Origin of the sequence: Neorhizobium galegae, assembly GCF_017877055.1 — a bacterium.
Classification (GTDB): Bacteria; Pseudomonadota; Alphaproteobacteria; order Rhizobiales; family Rhizobiaceae; genus Neorhizobium; species Neorhizobium galegae_D.
This window is the reverse complement of the sequence record NZ_JAGIPG010000002.1, coordinates 26,968-44,356: the sequence shown is the minus strand read 5'-3', so window position 1 is coordinate 44,356 and position 17,389 is coordinate 26,968. Positions and strand designations below refer to the sequence as shown.

The window sequence follows — 17,389 nt, the reverse complement described above, 5'->3', positions numbered from 1 at the left end:
TTCATGCTCGCCAGGCAGCGACTACCACAGTTCGGTGTGGCGGTTGACGTCCTTGTAGAGCAGGTAACGGAAGCGGTCGGGGCCGCCGGCATAACAGGCCTGCGGGCAAAAGGCGCGCAGCCACATGTAGTCGCCCGCCTCCACCTCGACCCAATCCTGATTGAGCCGGTAGACGGCCTTGCCTTCGAGCACGTAGAGACCGTGCTCCATGACATGCGTCTCCATGAAGGGAATCGTCGCGCCCGGCTCCAGGGTGACGATATTGAGATGCATGTCGTAGCGGACGTCGGAGGTGTCGACGAAACGGGTCGTTCCCCAGCGGTCGCCGGTGTCCGGCATCCACGAAATCGGATGCTCGTCTTCATGGGTGAAGACCGCCGGCGGAGCTTCCAGCCCCTCGACCGCCTGGAAGGCCTTACGAACCCAGTGGAACTTGACCGGCGCCGTGCCGCGGTTGCGCAGCTTCCACGGCGATCCGGCGGGGATATAGGCAAAGGAGCCTGCTCTCAGCGCATGATCGCTTCCGCCGAACTCGATCGACATCTCGCCCTCGACGACGAAGATTGCCGCCTCGGCCCGCGCATTCGGCTCGGGCCGGTCGCTTCCGCCGCCGGGCTGAACTTCCATGATGTATTGCGAGAACGTCTCCGAAAACCCGGTCATCGGGCGGGAGATGATCCATGCCCTTGTTCCCTGCCAATGAGGAAGCAGGCTGGCAACGATGTCCGACATGACGGTTCGAGGGATGACCGCATAGGATGTCGTGAAAACAGCCTTGCTGGAAAGAAGTTCGGTCTGTGGCGGCAAGCCACCGAGTTTCGAATAATAATCTCTGTTGGTCATGGGTCTAATTTGCGGTCCAATTTCGCGGCGTCTGATGCGCATATGCTTTAAGCGCCGCGCATCTCTAAGCAACCCATAAATTCGACCCGACAAGCCATGGCTCCAAGTTTCCGCCAATTATCTGTCTAACCGATGATCTCGAAGCCACGCCGCGAAGTGCAGCGGCCTGTCTTGAGGAGACTGAACTGAAACATCCGCCAGACGCGGGTGCGCTGGGGCTACCGGCGCGGCATTTTTCGGCAGACGCTTCGCATTCTCGCCGCAGAATTCGGCACGAGCCGTCCGTATCTCGAAATTGAGCTCATCCATTTGCGCTATTCCGCTAGAGATCAGCATGAAATCATAGTTTCATACGAATTGGCATGAAATCTGCTTCCCCTTTGATGACTGGGTAAAAAAGTCCAGTGACTTCAATAAAAGAGGGAACAGCATGACCAAAACATCATCAAATAACCGGCATGGCATCAGCATTTTCGGGAACCTACGGATGACGACGGTATTTGGCGCGACCGCGGCAGCGCTCCTTGCAGCCGCCGCGACCCCCGCACCGGCGGCTGGAACGCTGCGCATCGGCATGACCGCTTCCGATATCCCGCTTACCACGGGGCAGACCGACCAGGGCGGCGAAGGCCAGCGCTTCATGGGTTATACGGTCTACAATTCACTGATCGAGTGGGATCTTTCGAAATCCGACAAGCCATCCGCCCTCATTCCGAGCCTTGCGACCTCCTGGCAGGTCGATTCGGCCGACAAAACCAAATGGATCTTCAAGCTCCGCGATGGCGTCAAATTCCATGACGGCAGCGCCTTCGATGCGGACGCAGTCGTCTGGAACCTCGACAAGCTTCTGAAGGCGGACGCACCGCAGTTCGACAAGCGCCAGTCGGCCCAGGGCAAGTCGCGCATCCCGGCGGTCGTTTCCTACAAGGCTGTGGATCCCCTGACGGTGGAAATCACCACCAACACGCCGGATGCGACGCTTCCCTATCAGCTGAGCTGGATCCTCATTTCCTCGCCGGCAAACTGGGAAAAGCAGGGCAAGAACTGGGATACGGTTGCCCAGAAGCCCTCCGGCACCGGCCCATGGAAGATGGAAAGCGGCTTTACGCCGCGCGAGCGGGCCGAGCTGACGCCCAACAAGGACTATTGGGACAAGGCGCGCGTTCCCAAGCTCGACAAGCTCGTCCTGATCCCGTTGCCGGAACCCAATACCCGTGTCGCAGCACTCCGCTCCGGCCAGGTCGACTGGATCGAGGCTCCCGCCCCGGACTCGGTGAAGTCGCTGAAGGAGGCCGGTCTCAAGATCATCACCAATTCCTACCCGCATAACTGGACCTGGCACCTGTCGCGCATCGAAGGTTCCCCGTGGAACGACATCCGCGTTCGAAAGGCAGCCAACCTTGCAGTTGACCGCGCGGGCCTGAACGAACTTCTCGGCGGTCTTTCCGTCCCGGCGCAAGGCTACATGCCGCCGGGCCACCAGTGGTTCGGCAAGCCGACCTTCAAGGTGGAATACAATGTCGAGGAAGCCAAGAAGCTGATGAAGGAAGCGGGTTACGGCCCCGACAAGCCGCTCAAGACCAAGGTCATCATTTCCTCGTCCGGCTCGGGCCAGATGCTGCCGTTGCAGATGAACGAATATATCCAGCAGACGCTTGCCGAAGTCGGCATCAATATCGAATACGAGGTCGCCGACTGGAACACCGTCATCAACATCTGGCGGGCCGGTGCCAAAGATCCAAGCGCCAAAGGCGCCACGGCGATCAACTACAGCTACTTCATCCAGGACCCCTTCACCGCCATGATCCGCCAGTCGCAGTGCAAGCTCGCCCCGCCGACCGGCACCAACTGGGGTTATTATTGCGACAAGGACATGGATGCGCTGTTCGACAAGGTGCGCAACACCTTCGATCCCGTGGAGCAGGACAAGGTGATGCAGCAGGTGCACGAGAAATACGTGAACGATGCGCTGTTCCTGATGGTGACGCACGACGTCAACCCACGCGCCATGACCACCAAGGTCAAGGGGTTCGTCCAGGCCCAGAACTGGTTCCAGGATTTTTCGACGATTACCATGGAGTAATCCCGAGCAGGCGGCGCGCCGGTCGATCGACGCGCCGCCTTTCATGATGCCCGATCAACCTCCCCGGTGAGGACACCATGCTGCTCTATGCCCTGAAACGACTTCTACACGTCATTCCCGTCGCGATCGGCGTGAGCATCGTATGCTTCATGCTGATCCATATCGCCCCGGGCGATCCGCTCGCCGCAATCCTGCCTTCGGACGCCTCCGCCGAATTGCAGACACAGATGCGCAGCTTCTACGGATTGGACCGACCGCTTCCCGTCCAATATGCCCTTTGGGCATGGCATGCGCTGCAGGGCGATCTCGGTACCTCGATCGCCAGTGGCCGGCCGGTGCTGAACGAGATCCTGGATGCGTCCGTCAATTCCATTATCCTCGCGCTCGCTGCCGCCGTTATCGGCTTCCTGGCGGGTTCCACCCTGGGTTTCCTTGCCGGTGTCTTCCGCGGAAGCTGGGTGGATCGCCTGGCGTCGGCGGTTTCGATGCTTGGCGTCAGCGTGCCCCACTATTGGCTCGGCATGGTGCTGGTCATCGCCTTTTCCGTCACGCTCGGCTGGCTGCCCGCCATGGGCGGCGGACCGGAGGGATCGTCCGGCCGAAACTTGAGCTGGGCCTATCTGCAATTCCTCATCCTGCCTGCGGTCACCATGTCGGTCATCCCGATGGGCATCATCGCCCGCACCATCCGCTCGCTGGTCGCCGATATCCTCTCCCAGGACTTCACCCAGGCGCTCGCCGCCAAGGGGCTGATGACACCACAGATCCTGCGCCACGTGGTGCGCAATGCCGCGCCGACCGCGCTTTCGGTCATGGGACTGCAGCTCGGCTACCTGCTTGGCGGCTCGATCCTGATCGAAACGGTTTTCTCCTGGCCCGGAACCGGCTTCCTGCTGAACGGCGCGATCTTCACCCGCGACCTGCCCATCCTGCAGGGGACGATCCTGGTGCTCGCCATGTTCTTCGTTTTCCTCAACCTCGTCGTCGACGTGCTGCAGAGCGCGATCGATCCCCGCATCCAGAGGAGCTGACAGATGGCTGTCGTCACCGCAGACGTCGCGGCCCCTTCCCCTGCCGCTATCGCCAAGTCCCCCGGCTTCTGGAGCAGCGTGCTGCGCCGCATCTGCCGCGATCCGGTCGCCATGACGGCCCTCGTGATTCTCCTGATCCTGGTGCTGATCGCAATTCTTGCGCCCTATATCGCGCCCTACGATCCCTCCAAGGGCAGCGTCATCCGCCGCCTCAAGCCGATCGGCACACCCGGCTATATCTTCGGTACGGACGAACTCGGCCGCGACATGCTCTCCCGGCTGATCCATGGAGCGCGGCTATCGCTCATCATGGGCGTCATTCCGGTGCCGATCGCTTTCATCATCGGTTCGACGATCGGTATCGTCGCCGGTTATGCGGGCGGCATCGTGAACACGCTGATCATGCGCACGATCGACGTATTCTATGCCTTTCCGTCGGTCCTTCTGGCCGTGGCGTTGTCGGGCGCACTCGGCTCGGGGCTCACCAATGCCCTCGTCTCGCTGACGGTCGTCTTCATCCCACAGATCGCCCGGGTCGCAGAAAGCGTCACCACCCAGGTCCGCAAGCTCGACTACGTGGACGCGGCGCGGGCTTCCGGCGCCCCACCGATGACGATCATCCGCGTCCATATCCTCGGCAATGTGCTCGGCCCGATCTTCGTCTTTGCCACGAGCCTGATATCCGTCTCGATGATCCTCGCCTCGGGCCTCTCCTTCCTTGGCCTCGGCGTGCGGCCGCCGGATGCCGAATGGGGGCTGATGCTGAACACGCTTCGCACAGCGATCTACAACAACCCGCTCGTGGCGGCCCTGCCGGGCCTGATGATCTTCATCACATCGATTTGCTTCAACCTTTTCTCGGACGGGCTGCGCACAGCCATGGATGTGAAGTCATGATCAGCATCGTCGAGGAACCTGCCTACGATCTTCCCGTCGGAGAAAGGGGCGGGCCTGCTCAGCCGCTGATCTCGGCGCGCGGCCTGATCAAGCATTTCCCGGTCAAGGGTAGCGGTTTCATGAAGCCGAAGAAGGTCGTCCGCGCCGTCGATGGCGTGGATTTCGATATCCTCAAGGGCGAGACGCTCGGGGTCGTCGGAGAAAGCGGCTGCGGCAAGTCCACCACGGCGCGGCTGCTGATGCAGCTCATCTTGCCCGACCGAGGCGATATCCTGTTCGACGGTGAGACGGTTGGCGGCGCGCTCCCGCTTTCCGACTACCGCCGCCAGGTCCAGATGGTCTTTCAGGACAGCTACGCCTCCCTCAATCCCAGGCTGACGATCGAAGAATCCATCGCCTTTGCGCCACGCGTCCATGGCGTTCCCGCGAGCAAGGCGATCGCCAGAGCCCATGACCTGCTGCACCGCGTCGGGCTGGAGCCCCTGCGCTTCGCCGGCCGTTACCCGCACGAACTGTCAGGCGGTCAGCGGCAGCGCGTCAACATCGCCCGGGCGCTCGCACTCGAACCGCGGCTCGTCATCCTCGACGAGGCTGTGTCGGCACTCGACAAGTCGGTGGAGGCACAGGTCCTGAACCTGCTCCTCGACCTGAAGCGGGATTTTGGTCTGACTTACCTGTTCATCTCCCACGACCTCAACGTCGTGCGCTTCATGTGCGACCGGGTGATGGTCATGTATCTCGGCAAGGTGGCCGAGATCGGCAGCCGCGATGCGATCTTCGAGAACACGCGCCATCCCTATTCCGCTGCACTCCTCGCCTCGATGCCAAAGATGGACCCGTCCGAAAGAACCTCCGAGCCGCCGCTCTCCGGCGACCCGCCGAACCCGATCGATCCGCCGCCGGGCTGTCGGTTCCATACCCGCTGTTCGTTCGCCGAGAGCATCTGCAGCGACAGGCTTCCGCCGCTTGCCAGCGTGTCCGACAGCCAGTCCGCAGCCTGCCTGATGTCCGTACCGGGCTCCGGCCACAGCCGGGCGCCGGCATTGATGGAGGCATGACCATGCAACCCCCTGCAATGATCGATATCCGCAATCTTTCCGTGACGTTCAACCGCGGCCGAAAGCCCGTCAAAGCCGTCAACGGCGTCAGCCTTTCGGTACAGCCGGGTGAGGTTGTGGCCCTGCTCGGCGAATCCGGGTCCGGCAAGAGCGTCACCATGCGCTCGCTGCTGCGCCTGCACCCCAAAGGCACGACGATCGAAGGCTCGATGACAGTCGCCGGCCGCGATGTGACGGGATTGACGGCCAAGGATCTCGGTGCCTTTCGCGGCGCCGTCGCCTCGATGGTCTTCCAGGAGCCGCGGCTGGCACTTGACCCGGTCTACACACTTGGCCGCCAGATAGAAGAAACCATCATGCGGCATGAGGGCATCTCGCGCTCGCAAGCGGCGGCGCGCGCGCTTGCTCTCTTCCAGAAGGTCAAGATCCCCTCCCCGGAGCGCCGGCTGCAAAACTATCCGCATGAAATGTCCGGCGGCATGCTGCAGCGATCGATGATCGCCATGGCGCTCGCGTGCAATCCAAAGGTCCTGCTCGCCGACGAACCGACCACGGCTCTCGATGCAACGGTACAGATCCAGATTCTCCTGCTGATCCGTGATTTGCAGAAGGAATACGGGCTCTCCGTCATCTTCGTCACGCATGATATCGGCGTTGCGGCGGAAGTCGCGGACCGGATCGCGGTGATGTATGCCGGGCGGATCGTCGAGGAAGGCAGGGTTACCGACATCATCCGCGAACCGCGACACCCCTATACCAAGGGGCTGCTTGGAGCCCGCGTCGAACTGGCCCACGGCCGCGACCGGCTGATCACCATCCCCGGCGCGCCGCCTGACCTTGCCGCGATGCCGCCCGGTTGCGCCTTCGCGCCGCGCTGCGTTCAGGTTTCCGATCTTTGCCGCACGGAGGTGCCAGCATTGATGCCGGTCGGCGGGGCCGGCAGCGTTGCTTGCGTGCAATATGCCTGAACAGGCCAAAGATGATGAGAGACAATGACAAGGTAGGGAGGCTGTCCGTGCAGTCGCGCACGGAACGAGACATGACGCGTATCACATTGATCAATCCGAACACCTCCCGGGCGACGACGGTCATGATGACCGAGATCGCCCGGAAATACCTGCCGGAAAATTTCTCCGTGGAGGGTGTCACCGCCAGGAGGGGAGTAGCGATGATCCTCAATGACGAGGAGCTTGCTGCGGCGGCCGGCGGCGTCGTCGAAATGGGATTGGCCGCGGAGGGAACCAGCGATGGGCTGATCGTCAGCGCATTCGGCGATCCGGGCCTCGAGCGCCTGAAAGCCCTGTCCAGCCTGCCGGCGGTCGGCATCTGCGAGGCGAGCATATACGAAGCCTCCGCCGGAGGCCGGCGTTTCGGCATCGCCACTGTTACCCCCAACCTCGTGGCGAGCTTCGCCGCCAAGGCCGAAACGCTTGGCCTTGCCCACCTCTTCACCGGGACACGGCTGACCGGCGGTGATCCGCTGGTGCTTGCCTCCGATCCCGCACGTTTGCACGCAGCCCTTGAGAGCGCGGTTCGCGAATGCCTCGAACAGGATTGCGCTGAAGCCGTCATCATCGGTGGCGGCCCGCTGGGCCAGGCGGCGGACGATCTTCAGCGGACCCTCTCGTCACCGGTGATCGCCCCTATCCGCTCGGCTGTCGAACTGCTGCTTTCCCGGATCGCCCATCCCCAGGAAGCCGGAGCGAGGATAAACTGATGGGGGTATCTCCCAGACAATGCCATGGAGGGGTCGTTTTTTCTGTTGCAAGTCGCGCCGTCCCGCCGGAAAGTCCGCGCGCTGATGTCTTGGCGGAGCTCCCCGTGCCGAAGGATAAATCGTTCCTGTATCGCGTAAGGCAGGCAATTCCCCAGTTGCATCCTGCCGAGAAGCGCCTGGGGGAATTCGTCTGCGACTTTCCCGGCGAGCTTGCCAGCTATTCGGCGCAGGAACTTGCAGCACTTGCGCATGTCTCCAAGGCCACGGTGACGCGCTTCATCCAGCGCCTCGGCTATGAGAACTACGAGGAAGCCCGCCGCCATGCCCGGGCCGAAAAGCAGACCGGTTCCCGGCTCTTCCTGACGGCGGCCGCCGACGCCGCGGCGGCCCAGTCGATGCAGGCGCATGTCGCTCAGGCGATCGCCAATCTTGAAGCAACGTTCCTTTCGGTATCCGAGGGCCAGATCGAAGCCGTGACGGAAGCAATGATTGCCGCCCGGAAGGTCTGGGTGCTCGGTTTCCGGAGCAGTCATCCCTTTGCCTCCTACCTGCAATGGCAGTTGACCCAGGTGATCGAGGATATCGTCGCGATCCCCGGCGCGGGGCAGACGCTTGGAGAACACCTTGTCAGCCTGCGCGAGGACGACGTGGTGGTGTTCTTCGCCATGCGCCGGCGAATTGCCCAGGTGGATGCCATCCTCGCCCAGCTTCGGAAGTCGAAAGCGAAACTCCTCTACATCACCGACGAGGGTGCCGCGTTCGAGACATCGGCAACCTGGCATTTCCAATGCCAGACCCTGGCGCCCGGTCCCCTCTTCAACCATACGGCAGTCATGGCCCTCTGCCATCTGCTGATCACCCGATGCCTGGAGAAGGCAGGTGTCGAGGGAAGAAAGCGCCTACGCAATATCGAGACGCTGAATGAAGGGCTCGACGAACTGTGATGAGGTGAACGCCGATGGCGAGAAGACCCCAGACGAGCAGTCCGATACCTCGATCTCCGACATCGGCGCGGGGGAAATGCCGGATTGCCCCGGCACTCAATCTGCCTAGTAGTTAATGCCGACCGATATCGCTACGGACTTCGAACGGATCGGAATGGAACCCTACATCGACGATCACGGCAGCGAGGTAACAACCGCGCAATGCGAGCAGGGAAAAGAAAGCCACTGACGTACACAGTATGATATAGTGCCTGAGCTGTGATCTCCTCGGCAGTTTTGAAGCAAAAAGCGTCACGGCATGCCGTATCAGCCGGCCCGCTGCCACGATCAGAAACAGAGCTCCCAGGATGTATCCGCTCAACGAGGCGGCGCTTATCAGCCAGTAGATCAAAAGACATATCCCGAAGAAGGCCTGCTCCTGCTTTGGAGCGACAATCCGCCAGAACTCCATTGTGCAAGGCCTCTATCCGGCTGCGGTTCCTTCTATCGCCGGACTAAGGCCGGCGGCGACCACTCGAAGCCTCTCAGGATCGAACATCCTTCAATCCTTCTCGCCGGCGCGACAAACCCAGCATGAACTTTATCGCCGCCCACCATCGGGGCGTGTCACGTTCCGGCATCCCTTCATTCTTTGCCTGCTCGGCGCGGGCGGGTTCAGCTCTCGTCGCCATAGGCTGAACAAGGAACTCGATCCGCTTCATAAATGCGTGGCTGTCGAACCGTTTTGACGTTACCAATGGACCATCGCCGGAAGGCTCGGTGTGGAAGAAAACCTCGAGATTGACCACCGGTATGGAACGGATATTGCGCAGGAGATCGATCTCCCCTCGCGTCGTTATGGCGAAGGAATACTGATCGGACCGGAGCGCAGTGAAAGCCTCTGGAAACGTCGATACCGCAACGGATTCATGCCCATGGTCCGCCAGTTTCGTGACAATCGCACTGGCCGCCGCTGTGGGCAGAAACACAAGAATTTTCTTGGAGCGAATGGTTTCGATGGACATAGCGAGTTCCTCATACGGATATGAGAAAATCTAGCTTTTGCCGGCGCAAGAGTGTGTTTGGTTTTATTTGGTTTTGTTGCGAATGCCGCCACATGCGGGTCAGCGGCAGTGACCGGGACAACATTACTTAACATCACAAAACCCAAGTTAACGACGCCGTCTGGGACAGTGCGACCGCGAGAGGCCGACGCCGCGGGCACAGGCTTTTTCACGCGCAATACTCTCTATCGGATCCCAGGAGCCAATTGGCATGTCACTGACCAAGTCCTTTTTACGCCGTCCGCGACGTGTCGCCATCGCTGCGGGGGCTCGCAGTCGTTGCCTGCCCCCTTACCCAGGCAAGTGCTGCCGACCTGGACACGATCCAGGGGCGGGGGCGGATTGATCGAAGGCTTCCTACATCATTCAGGGCCAGCCCCGGCGCCGGTAAGACATTTTTTCCAACCAGGTCGCATTCGCCAATGTCGGCGCTCGCAGGAAAGTCCTCTGTGTTACACTTCTTGCAGAAACCCACGCTTCAACTTAAGGCCCAGGCTGATCCCAATTTCCTGAACAAATTTGGACAATAAATCCGCAGGAAAGAAATATTAAAAATAGAAGAATAACTATTTTTACCGCCACACAATAATCCCAGACAATTATGAAAATAATAGCATACCATCACCATAAATAATATTTGCTTGGCAATCCTGTCAATCGAGTGCCAGAGGTGTTATGCCATGAGCGCAGCCGCCCTATGCGTCGGCCGCAGAAAGATTTCTCATGACATTCCGTCCCCTCCACGACCGCGTCATCATCCGGCGTGCGGACGCGCAGACGGAAACCTATGTCGACATGATCGAGGCCGGCATCGTCGATCCCGCCAAGGTGGTTCGGACCGCCCTGCGGGACGCCGGCTCGATCGCAGCACTTCTGATCACCGGCGAGGCAATGATCGCCGACATGCCCGCGAAGGAACCCGCAGCCGGCAACGGCGGCATGGCGGGGATGGGATACTGAGAGCAGAGCAGTGCCTGAACCGCTCGGCCGGCGCGACCGGGGAGCGGACCCGCAACATTCACAAAGGGATATTCCAATGGCCATGCAAAGCAGCGGCAAGGTTTCGATCGCCCAGCGTTTCGGCAGCTACCAACCCAGCAAGACAGTTCTCGTATGGGCGTGCTTCGTCACGGTGATCGCCACCATCATCGTCGGGTTCAACTGGGGCGGCTGGGTGACGGGCGGCTCGTCGCGCGCCTCGGCGGTGACTGCGGGCGATACGGCTCGGGGTGAACTCGCCTCCGCCATCTGCGTCCAGCGATTCAATGCGGCGCCGGATGCAGCGACAAAACTGACCGAACTCAAGGCCATCCCCGACAGCTACAGGAAGCGGCAGTTCATCGAAGCCGGCGGCTGGGCCACCATGCCGGGTCAGACCTCGGCCGACAGCCGCGTTGCCGAAGGCTGCAGCACGGCCCTGGCCGTCTAGCGTATCTTCGAGATCGCTTTGGCGCGCCGTCATCGGGCGCGTCCTCCATCTGCCAAACAGGAGAATGACACCATGATCCGTTTCGAAAAGAAGGTTGCCGCAGAACCCCTGCCGCCGGAGATCGAAAAAAACCGCTTCGACGAGGTCCGAGAGGCCGCCGTCGAAGGACACAAGAAATCGGCGGCCGACAGCGCGCGTCGCCGCCCTTTGCCGGCAAAGGAAGACGACCGTCTTATCTGAGATTATTTCGCATCTGCCTCAGAAGCAGGCGGTACCCACGCATAGGCAATCCCGGGTATGGCCTGACCACACCCGGGATTTTTTGCGAAGACCGATCGCTGAAGGTTCGCGTCGCTCGCGCGGCGGCGGAATGAAATGGCTCAGCCGTCGAGCGTTCGCAGAAGATCTGCAATCTTGATCGTCGAGAAATTCGAGAACGTGTCGCATACCGCGTATGGCAGGACGATCTGGTCGTTGTGGCGCATGGCGCCGCAGGTATAGACGACGTTCGGCACATACCCTTCCCGCTCCGAGGGTTCCGGCCGCACCAGCGGTTCCCGGGAACGGGCGATGACCTTGGAGGGATCCTGTTTATCGAGCAGCGCCGCGCCGATCGCATATTTGCGGACGGCGCCGACGCCGTGGGTCAGTAGCAGCCAGCCTTCGTCGAGCTCGATCGGCGAGCCGCAGTTTCCCATCTGGACGAATTCCCACGGAAATTTGGGCCGCAGGATCAGCTGCCCACCATCCCAGGAATAGAGGTCATCGGAATAGATGAGATAGAGGTTCTCGTTGTCCTGCCGTCCCATCATCGCGTAGCGGTCATTGATCTTGCGCGGAAACAGGGCCATTCCCTTGTTTCTTGCAGCCGATCCTGCGAGCGGGGTCATCCGGAAGGATATGAAATCGCTGGTCTCCAGCAATTCGGAGCGGATGCCCTTGCCGCTATAGGCTGTATAGGTCGCATAGAACATTGTCTGCCCGTTATCCTCGAAGGCCACGAAGCGCGCATCCTCGATGCCATTAGACTGCGCTGGCGTGATGGGGAAGATCACTCGCTCGCTGATATGCTGCTGGGCGCTGAAGCTCAGATCGACGGGCTCGCCGATCGGGTCCGATATCCGAGTGTGCACCGTCGGAGTCGAGGCGAGCCGCGCAGTCGGCTCTATTTCCACACTTCCATCCGCCGCGATCAATCCGGTTCGAAATGTCAGCGAGGACACATGCCCTTCGCCCACGGCGCGCAGACTGAGGATGAACCGCCGACTGCCCTGGAGGACTCCGGACTGATCCGGATGGACGACGATGCTTGGGTTGAACAACGCCGATGCCTCGAAGGAATATTCATGCAGAAAATAGGCGCCGACGAGCTGACGTTGCACCTTGGTGAACTCAACGTGAGGCGTGAATGCCTCCTCCATATCGCTCGCCCGATTTTCAAACGTCGCAAGCAGGTTCCGGTGGCGGCCTTCGAAATTTTCCAGGACATCGGCTAGCAGGCTTTCCGCCGTTTCGTGGTCGAGCGCCAAAACCCGATCGACGATGTGGTTCGCTCGCGTCCTGTCCGTCGGATTGAGGTCCCGCGGCTCGGTCGCGGGCTTGAACGGGCGCACGACGACGCGCGTGGGATCGGGGCGCAGGAAAAGGGCCTGACGGTTCAGAAAAGTGGCTTGTGACAAAATAATCTCGATTTTATCTGGATTGAGCTTCACGCACTCAGGGCTTGAAGTGGAACGAATGTTGCGGGATGGCCGCTTGTGCGCGCAAGCTTGCGAAACTCCACCAAGCCCAACAGATAGGACACGACGGATTCACCGCCTCTGTTCTCGTTGACGCGCGTGCGGTGCAGCCCGTCTCGGCAGCTGCCCGTGTCGAGATCGACGAGCGGCAGCGACAGATCGTTGCTACCCAGGAACCAGGCAAATGCGCGCGCTGCGTCGTCTTTCCATTCGCTGCCGTGATCAGCGCGCCACGCGGCAAGGCAGGCAGAGATGGTGGCAGCCGCTTCGACGGGCTGCTGGTCAAATCCCTTCGGCGGCATCCGCCTATCGAGGAAACCGTCCGTTCCGATCGCCCTGAAATGGCCGAGAGGGGCAGTCTGCAAGGTCATGAGCCAACGCAGGGTCTTCAGCCCGGCGGCGACGTAAGCAGGCGTGTCACTGGCAAGCCCGGTCAAGATCAGCGCCTGAGGCAGGCGCGCGTTGTCATAGGAGAGACCTTCCTCAAACCAGATCCAGTCCTTCGTCTCCACGCGGGCGAAGAGATCCATCAGACGGTCCGCGAAAAGCAGTCGCATGCGTTTGGCGAAGATGTCTTCCCCACGTATCGCGCAATAGCCGTCCAGACCAAGCAGCGTAAAGGCCCAGGCGCGCGGAGAGAGAAAACCCTCCGCCGTCGGCAGGGCTTCGGCAAACAGGGCGGCAGCCCATCGTCTGCGGGAGGGACTGATATCGCTGCGGGCACATTCTCCCAGAGCCCATAGTGTTCGGCCATGGCTGTCTTCGGAACCCTTGTCCTCGAGCCAGCGACGATCGAAACCCATGAAGTTTCGGAAATGCTTCTTGTCGGGATTCCAGGCGTACTGCACGAAGGAAGCGAAGCGCGCCGTCAATGGCTCCGGCAGGAGCTTCTCGCCCGATGTGCCGAGAGTGACCGCCAGAAGCAAAGCGCGTGCATTGTCATCGACACAATAACCGTGCGAGCGATCGGGCACCGAGTGGACGGCATGCTGGAACAGCCCGGTGTCGTCGCACATCGAAAGGAGATAGGCGAGCTGCGGCTCGGGAGAGGCAGGAAGTTTTCGCACCGAGGCATTGCCACCCGACACGACTGCGTTGGGGCGAGATCTGCGTTGGGTCGCGTCCCCGAACAGCGAAAGATACCGCTCCGCCGTTCTCTGCCATGTCATCGACCGGCTGCTCGCGTAGGCCCGCACGCGCATGGCGGTTCGCCGGGCATTGTCGGTGAGCAAAGTCGCAATCTCTCTGCCGATCGTCTCCGCATCGCTGAAGGGAACGAGGATCCCGCGTCCATCCGCCAGAAGTTCGCGCGCGTGCCAATAGGGCGTCGATACGACCGCCTTCCCCAGGCCAAAACTGTAGGCCAAAGTGCCCGACGTCATCTGCGCCTCGTTCAGATAGGGAGTGGCGTAGACGTCGCACATGGAAATGAAATCCAGGAGCGTCGCCTGGTCGACGAACTGATCGAGGAAGACCACGTGGTTCTCAATCCCGAGATCGAGCGCGCGGGCAACCAGGCTTTCACGATATGCTTCTCCCTCGTTGCGGACGAGATTGGGATGGGTCGCGCCCAGCACCACATACACCGCGTGGGGCTGGCTCTTCAGGATCAGCGGCATCGCGTCGATCATGATCTCAATGCCCTTGTTGGGCGACAGCAGCCCGAACGTCAGGATGACGGACCGATCCTCGAACCCGAGCTTCGTCTTTGCCAGGTCGGGTTCACGGAAGGCGATGTCCGGAATTCCATGAGGGATCACCTCGATTTTCTCAGCCGGAACACCATAGACCTCGCGCAACAGCGCGCGGCCCTTTTCCGCCATCACCACGACTTTCGCAGATGTGTCGATGATCTGCGTGAGGACGCGGCGTTGAGCCGGACTGGGCTGCGCGAGCACGGTGTGCAGCGTGGTCACGATCGGCATCTCCAGCCGCGAAAGCAGCGCCAGGACATGGCTTCCCGCTTCGCCCCCGAAAATGCCGAACTCATGCTGAAGGCAGACGACATCGAACCGGCCGGCATTCAGAGCTTCCGCCGCGCGGATATAATCCTGCGGACTTTCGTCGGGGATCTGAAGCCAGACGCTGGCGGGATAATCATAGGCATGACCATGGTCCGTCATCGCGACGATCGCGGTCTCCACGCCGGCAGGTGATTTTGAAATGGCCTGCTGCAGGTCTGTCGTGAAGGTCGCGATGCCGCAGCGGCGAGGCAGTGAGTTGCCGATGAAGGCAATAGTCTTGAGATGGGTATTCCGGAAGCTGGTCATGGGTGACCCTCCATTGAGCGGAGCGGCAAGCTGGCGGGTTTTCTTGATGAAGCACCCACCTGCACTAAATCGTGGATCGCAAGGCCGGATTTACGATCGTCGAGATCGCGCAGCAGCCCGGGCCGAGGCGCGCTGTCGGCATAGGCCAGCAGGATCGTCAGTCCATTGCGCCCGACATTGATGACGGCTCGGTCCGCCTCGGCAAAGAACGCATCTCCGACACCGGCACGCATCGATCCTATGGTTGCGTCTCCAGCGGTGACCAGGCCCCAGGTCTCGCGCTGCGCCTGCAATTCCCAGTTCGCGTCCGGCGGAAGATCGATCCGTTCCAGGACGAAAAAAGCGCAGGATACAAGTTTCAGCCGCTCGACGGTCAGATGTATGGGCATCCTGTCCGTTTTCGCCGGCTCCAGGTCGGCCACTTCAACCGCCTGGTCTATATGGAGTTCGCGCGATCGCCCGTGGTCGAAGAGGCGAAATGTCGTGTCGCTTCTCTGCTGGATTTCGGCAATGACGAGACCGGCGCCGATGGCGTGGATGGTTCCAGCTGGAATGAAAAACACATCGCCGACCTCCGCGGCCTGCCACTTGACAAGATCAGCGATCGATCCGTCGGCGATCGCGTTTCGTAACTCCGGTTGGGTCAGCGGCTGCTTCAATCCGATGGCGACCTGGGCGCCGTCTTCCGCAGACAGCACATACCATGCTTCGGTCTTGCCGTTGGCCATCCCCATCGTTTGCGCGAAGGCATCATCGGGGTGAACCTGAATCGACAATTTCTGCTTCGTGAAGAGCAGTTTGAGAAGCAAGGCCGGATCGGCGGCCTGGTCGGCGCGATCAAAGCTGAGTTCACCGATTGCGGTTTCGCTGTTTCCGCTCCGATTCCAGGGTCTGAGATCGTGGCTGCCCCACGGTTTGGAAGATGTTCGCACGTCGGCGTGCTCGAATGTCATGGAGGCCTCCTGGATCTTGCCGCTAAGATCGGGGTGACCTGAGATCGGAACAGCCTTCCTTCGAGGCGGCGACGCCTCAAGGTCTAAATAAATAAAAATATTTCCGTGCCGGGGACGGGTGAATTATGCGGAATTTCTCAATAATTATAATGTTTATTTCAGAGAAATCGCATTTCTAAACGTACTGAGTACAATACTCACCTCTGAATATGTGCTTATCCCGGAAGATTACAAGTTATAATATTTCCAATCAGCGCCGCCCTGAGGCCAATTTGTCTTAGATAAGCGCCGTAGCCGACAGTCGCGAAAGCCTGGCGATGCCTGGCTCGCGGCCCGAAAACACCTATCTCTTGTTCAGAAGACGACAAAGGTGGGGCAACCTTTCCAATTCGACTTGTAATTGAGGATCATGTGTACGACGTATATCGCCGATAGCAGCTCGTTTCACGGGCGCTGCCTTTGAGGGCGTGAACCCTCGCCCCAACAAAGGAGGACGGTATGTCTTCCAATCCATCACCGGAATACATCGATCCCGTCAATGTCGCGATGCTCAGGGATGTCTTGAGAACCGCAGGCTTCAGAGGTGTTGAAGCCGAAGCCGGTTCGGACGCCAAGCACACGGCCGCAGTCTTCCTGAATTCGGAGTTCCGGAACGGCAACAGGACCAGGGAAGCTTTGCTGCGCGCCCTGGAGCGCCGGGGCAAAGGGGTCGCATATGATCTTCGGGCTGGAAAGTTGCCGAAGGACCAAGCCATCGATCGATGGCAGGATGAGGGAGGCCGTTGATGGCCATCTCCTTCCCGAATTCGGCTCGAAGTTATGATGAAGCAAATCGACGCGTTCGTTTTCTCGGGCACGACGGCATGTTCGAGATTCGATTTTTCGTGTCCGCCGACGTTCTGGCCGGCGAATTGTCCCAGCGAACTGCAAGCGTCGAGGACTATCTTGCTTCGTTCGACGCGCTGCGGCCCAGAATTCAGAAGGTTGCGGAAAAAGCCTACGCAAAAACCCGCGACAGCATGATCGTTCTGGATCTCGAAAACTTCAGGTGAATGCCTCGCATATCGAAGGATATCGTCATGCAGTATCCTATCCCTTCGCACAGAATAGGCCAACCCGGGAAAGAAAAAGTCTGGTACGTCAGCGAGTTCGCGCAGCGATTTCGCCTCGATAAAGTTGAAGAAAATCGCCTGCGGAAGCTGCTCGGACCGATCGCCACAGAGATCGACCTGCTCAGAAACGCCGCCAGGTAGCGATGACGGGACGTATGCGGCGACGCCGTCCGATGGACAGCCGATAAAGCATCAGAGTCGCAGGTCCAAAGACACATGCGTCGGAGCAAAAATATTCCCAACGTCGCGCCCCCAAATGGAATGACCTGT

At 60.3% G+C, this 17,389-nt stretch carries 16 protein-coding genes and 1 pseudogene; 12 read left to right on the top strand and 5 right to left on the bottom strand.

Annotated features, from left to right (window positions below; translation table 11 throughout):
• Positions 1–21: 21 nt before the first annotated feature.
• Entirely contained in the window at positions 22–843 is an 822-nt protein-coding gene (locus tag J2857_RS10455; RefSeq protein ID WP_210010153.1) for a bifunctional allantoicase/(S)-ureidoglycine aminohydrolase, read from the bottom strand.
• Positions 844–1,330: 487 nt separating this feature from the next.
• Here J2857_RS10455 and J2857_RS10450 point away from each other — a divergent pair, with 487 nt between their 5' ends.
• The 7 genes from J2857_RS10450 (at position 1,331) to J2857_RS10420 (ending at position 8,573) form a co-directional block, all read left to right on the top strand.
• On the top strand, positions 1,331–2,926 hold the full coding sequence (locus tag J2857_RS10450; protein ID WP_210010152.1) for an ABC transporter substrate-binding protein: 1,596 nt from the start codon (positions 1,331–1,333) through the stop codon (positions 2,924–2,926).
• Between the two features lie 77 nt (positions 2,927–3,003).
• Complete coding sequence (locus J2857_RS10445) at positions 3,004–3,957, top strand: ABC transporter permease (RefSeq protein WP_210010151.1); 954 nt, start codon at positions 3,004–3,006, stop codon at positions 3,955–3,957.
• Between the two features lie 3 nt (positions 3,958–3,960).
• The gene (locus J2857_RS10440) at positions 3,961–4,854 is read left to right on the top strand and encodes an ABC transporter permease (RefSeq protein ID WP_210010150.1); all 894 of its coding nucleotides are present in this window, start codon (positions 3,961–3,963) and stop codon (positions 4,852–4,854) included.
• Positions 4,851–5,912 carry an ABC transporter ATP-binding protein gene (locus J2857_RS10435; RefSeq protein WP_210010149.1) on the top strand — a complete coding sequence of 354 codons (1,062 nt, stop codon included), beginning with the start codon at positions 4,851–4,853 and terminating at the stop codon, positions 5,910–5,912. Before J2857_RS10440 ends, J2857_RS10435 begins: the two co-directional genes overlap by 4 nt.
• Positions 5,909–6,880, top strand: coding sequence for an ABC transporter ATP-binding protein (locus tag J2857_RS10430; RefSeq protein WP_245363283.1), 972 nt, complete (start codon positions 5,909–5,911; stop codon positions 6,878–6,880). Before J2857_RS10435 ends, J2857_RS10430 begins: the two co-directional genes overlap by 4 nt.
• A gap of 71 nt (positions 6,881–6,951) precedes the next feature.
• Positions 6,952–7,629 carry an aspartate/glutamate racemase family protein gene (locus tag J2857_RS10425; RefSeq protein WP_210010147.1) on the top strand — a complete coding sequence of 226 codons (678 nt, stop codon included), beginning with the start codon at positions 6,952–6,954 and terminating at the stop codon, positions 7,627–7,629.
• A gap of 104 nt (positions 7,630–7,733) precedes the next feature.
• Positions 7,734–8,573, top strand: coding sequence for a MurR/RpiR family transcriptional regulator (locus tag J2857_RS10420; RefSeq protein ID WP_210010146.1), 840 nt, complete (start codon positions 7,734–7,736; stop codon positions 8,571–8,573).
• A 524-nt stretch (positions 8,574–9,097) separates the two neighbouring features.
• Here J2857_RS10420 and J2857_RS10415 read toward each other — a convergent pair.
• Positions 9,098–9,577, bottom strand: coding sequence for a hypothetical protein (locus J2857_RS10415; protein ID WP_210010145.1), 480 nt, complete (start codon positions 9,575–9,577; stop codon positions 9,098–9,100).
• Positions 9,578–10,384: 807 nt separating this feature from the next.
• Between J2857_RS10415 and groEL the strand changes: the two are divergent.
• The 3 genes and pseudogenes from groEL to J2857_RS10400 form a co-directional block, all read left to right on the top strand.
• Positions 10,385–10,576: pseudogene (gene groEL / locus J2857_RS10410) on the top strand (chaperonin GroEL); the annotation flags it as partial.
• A 76-nt stretch (positions 10,577–10,652) separates the two neighbouring features.
• Entirely contained in the window at positions 10,653–11,045 is a 393-nt protein-coding gene (locus tag J2857_RS10405; RefSeq protein WP_210010144.1) for a hypothetical protein, read from the top strand.
• A 72-nt stretch (positions 11,046–11,117) separates the two neighbouring features.
• Positions 11,118–11,285, top strand: coding sequence for a hypothetical protein (locus J2857_RS10400; protein WP_210010143.1), 168 nt, complete (start codon positions 11,118–11,120; stop codon positions 11,283–11,285).
• A gap of 140 nt (positions 11,286–11,425) precedes the next feature.
• On the opposite strand, the gene J2857_RS10395 is transcribed toward J2857_RS10400, so the two are convergent.
• From J2857_RS10395 to J2857_RS10385, 3 genes are read right to left on the bottom strand one after another with little or no spacing between them, the layout of a single operon-like run.
• Positions 11,426–12,724 carry a glycoside hydrolase family 130 protein gene (locus J2857_RS10395; protein ID WP_210010142.1) on the bottom strand — a complete coding sequence of 433 codons (1,299 nt, stop codon included), beginning with the start codon at positions 12,722–12,724 and terminating at the stop codon, positions 11,426–11,428.
• Positions 12,725–12,753: 29 nt separating this feature from the next.
• Positions 12,754–15,054: a glycosyltransferase family 4 protein gene (locus J2857_RS10390; protein ID WP_210010141.1), complete on the bottom strand. Its 2,301-nt coding sequence runs from the start codon at positions 15,052–15,054 to the stop codon at positions 12,754–12,756.
• A complete protein-coding gene (locus tag J2857_RS10385) occupies positions 15,051–16,007 on the bottom strand; it encodes a class I mannose-6-phosphate isomerase (protein WP_210010140.1) in 957 nt (318 codons plus the stop codon). The genes J2857_RS10390 and J2857_RS10385 overlap by 4 nt, the downstream gene beginning before the upstream one ends.
• Positions 16,008–16,792: 785 nt before the next feature.
• Here J2857_RS10385 and J2857_RS10380 point away from each other — a divergent pair.
• The gene (locus J2857_RS10380) at positions 16,793–17,059 is read left to right on the top strand and encodes a DUF1488 domain-containing protein (RefSeq protein ID WP_210010139.1); all 267 of its coding nucleotides are present in this window, start codon (positions 16,793–16,795) and stop codon (positions 17,057–17,059) included.
• A gap of 27 nt (positions 17,060–17,086) precedes the next feature.
• Positions 17,087–17,260, top strand: coding sequence for a hypothetical protein (locus tag J2857_RS10375; protein WP_210010138.1), 174 nt, complete (start codon positions 17,087–17,089; stop codon positions 17,258–17,260).
• Positions 17,261–17,389 lie beyond the last annotated feature (129 nt).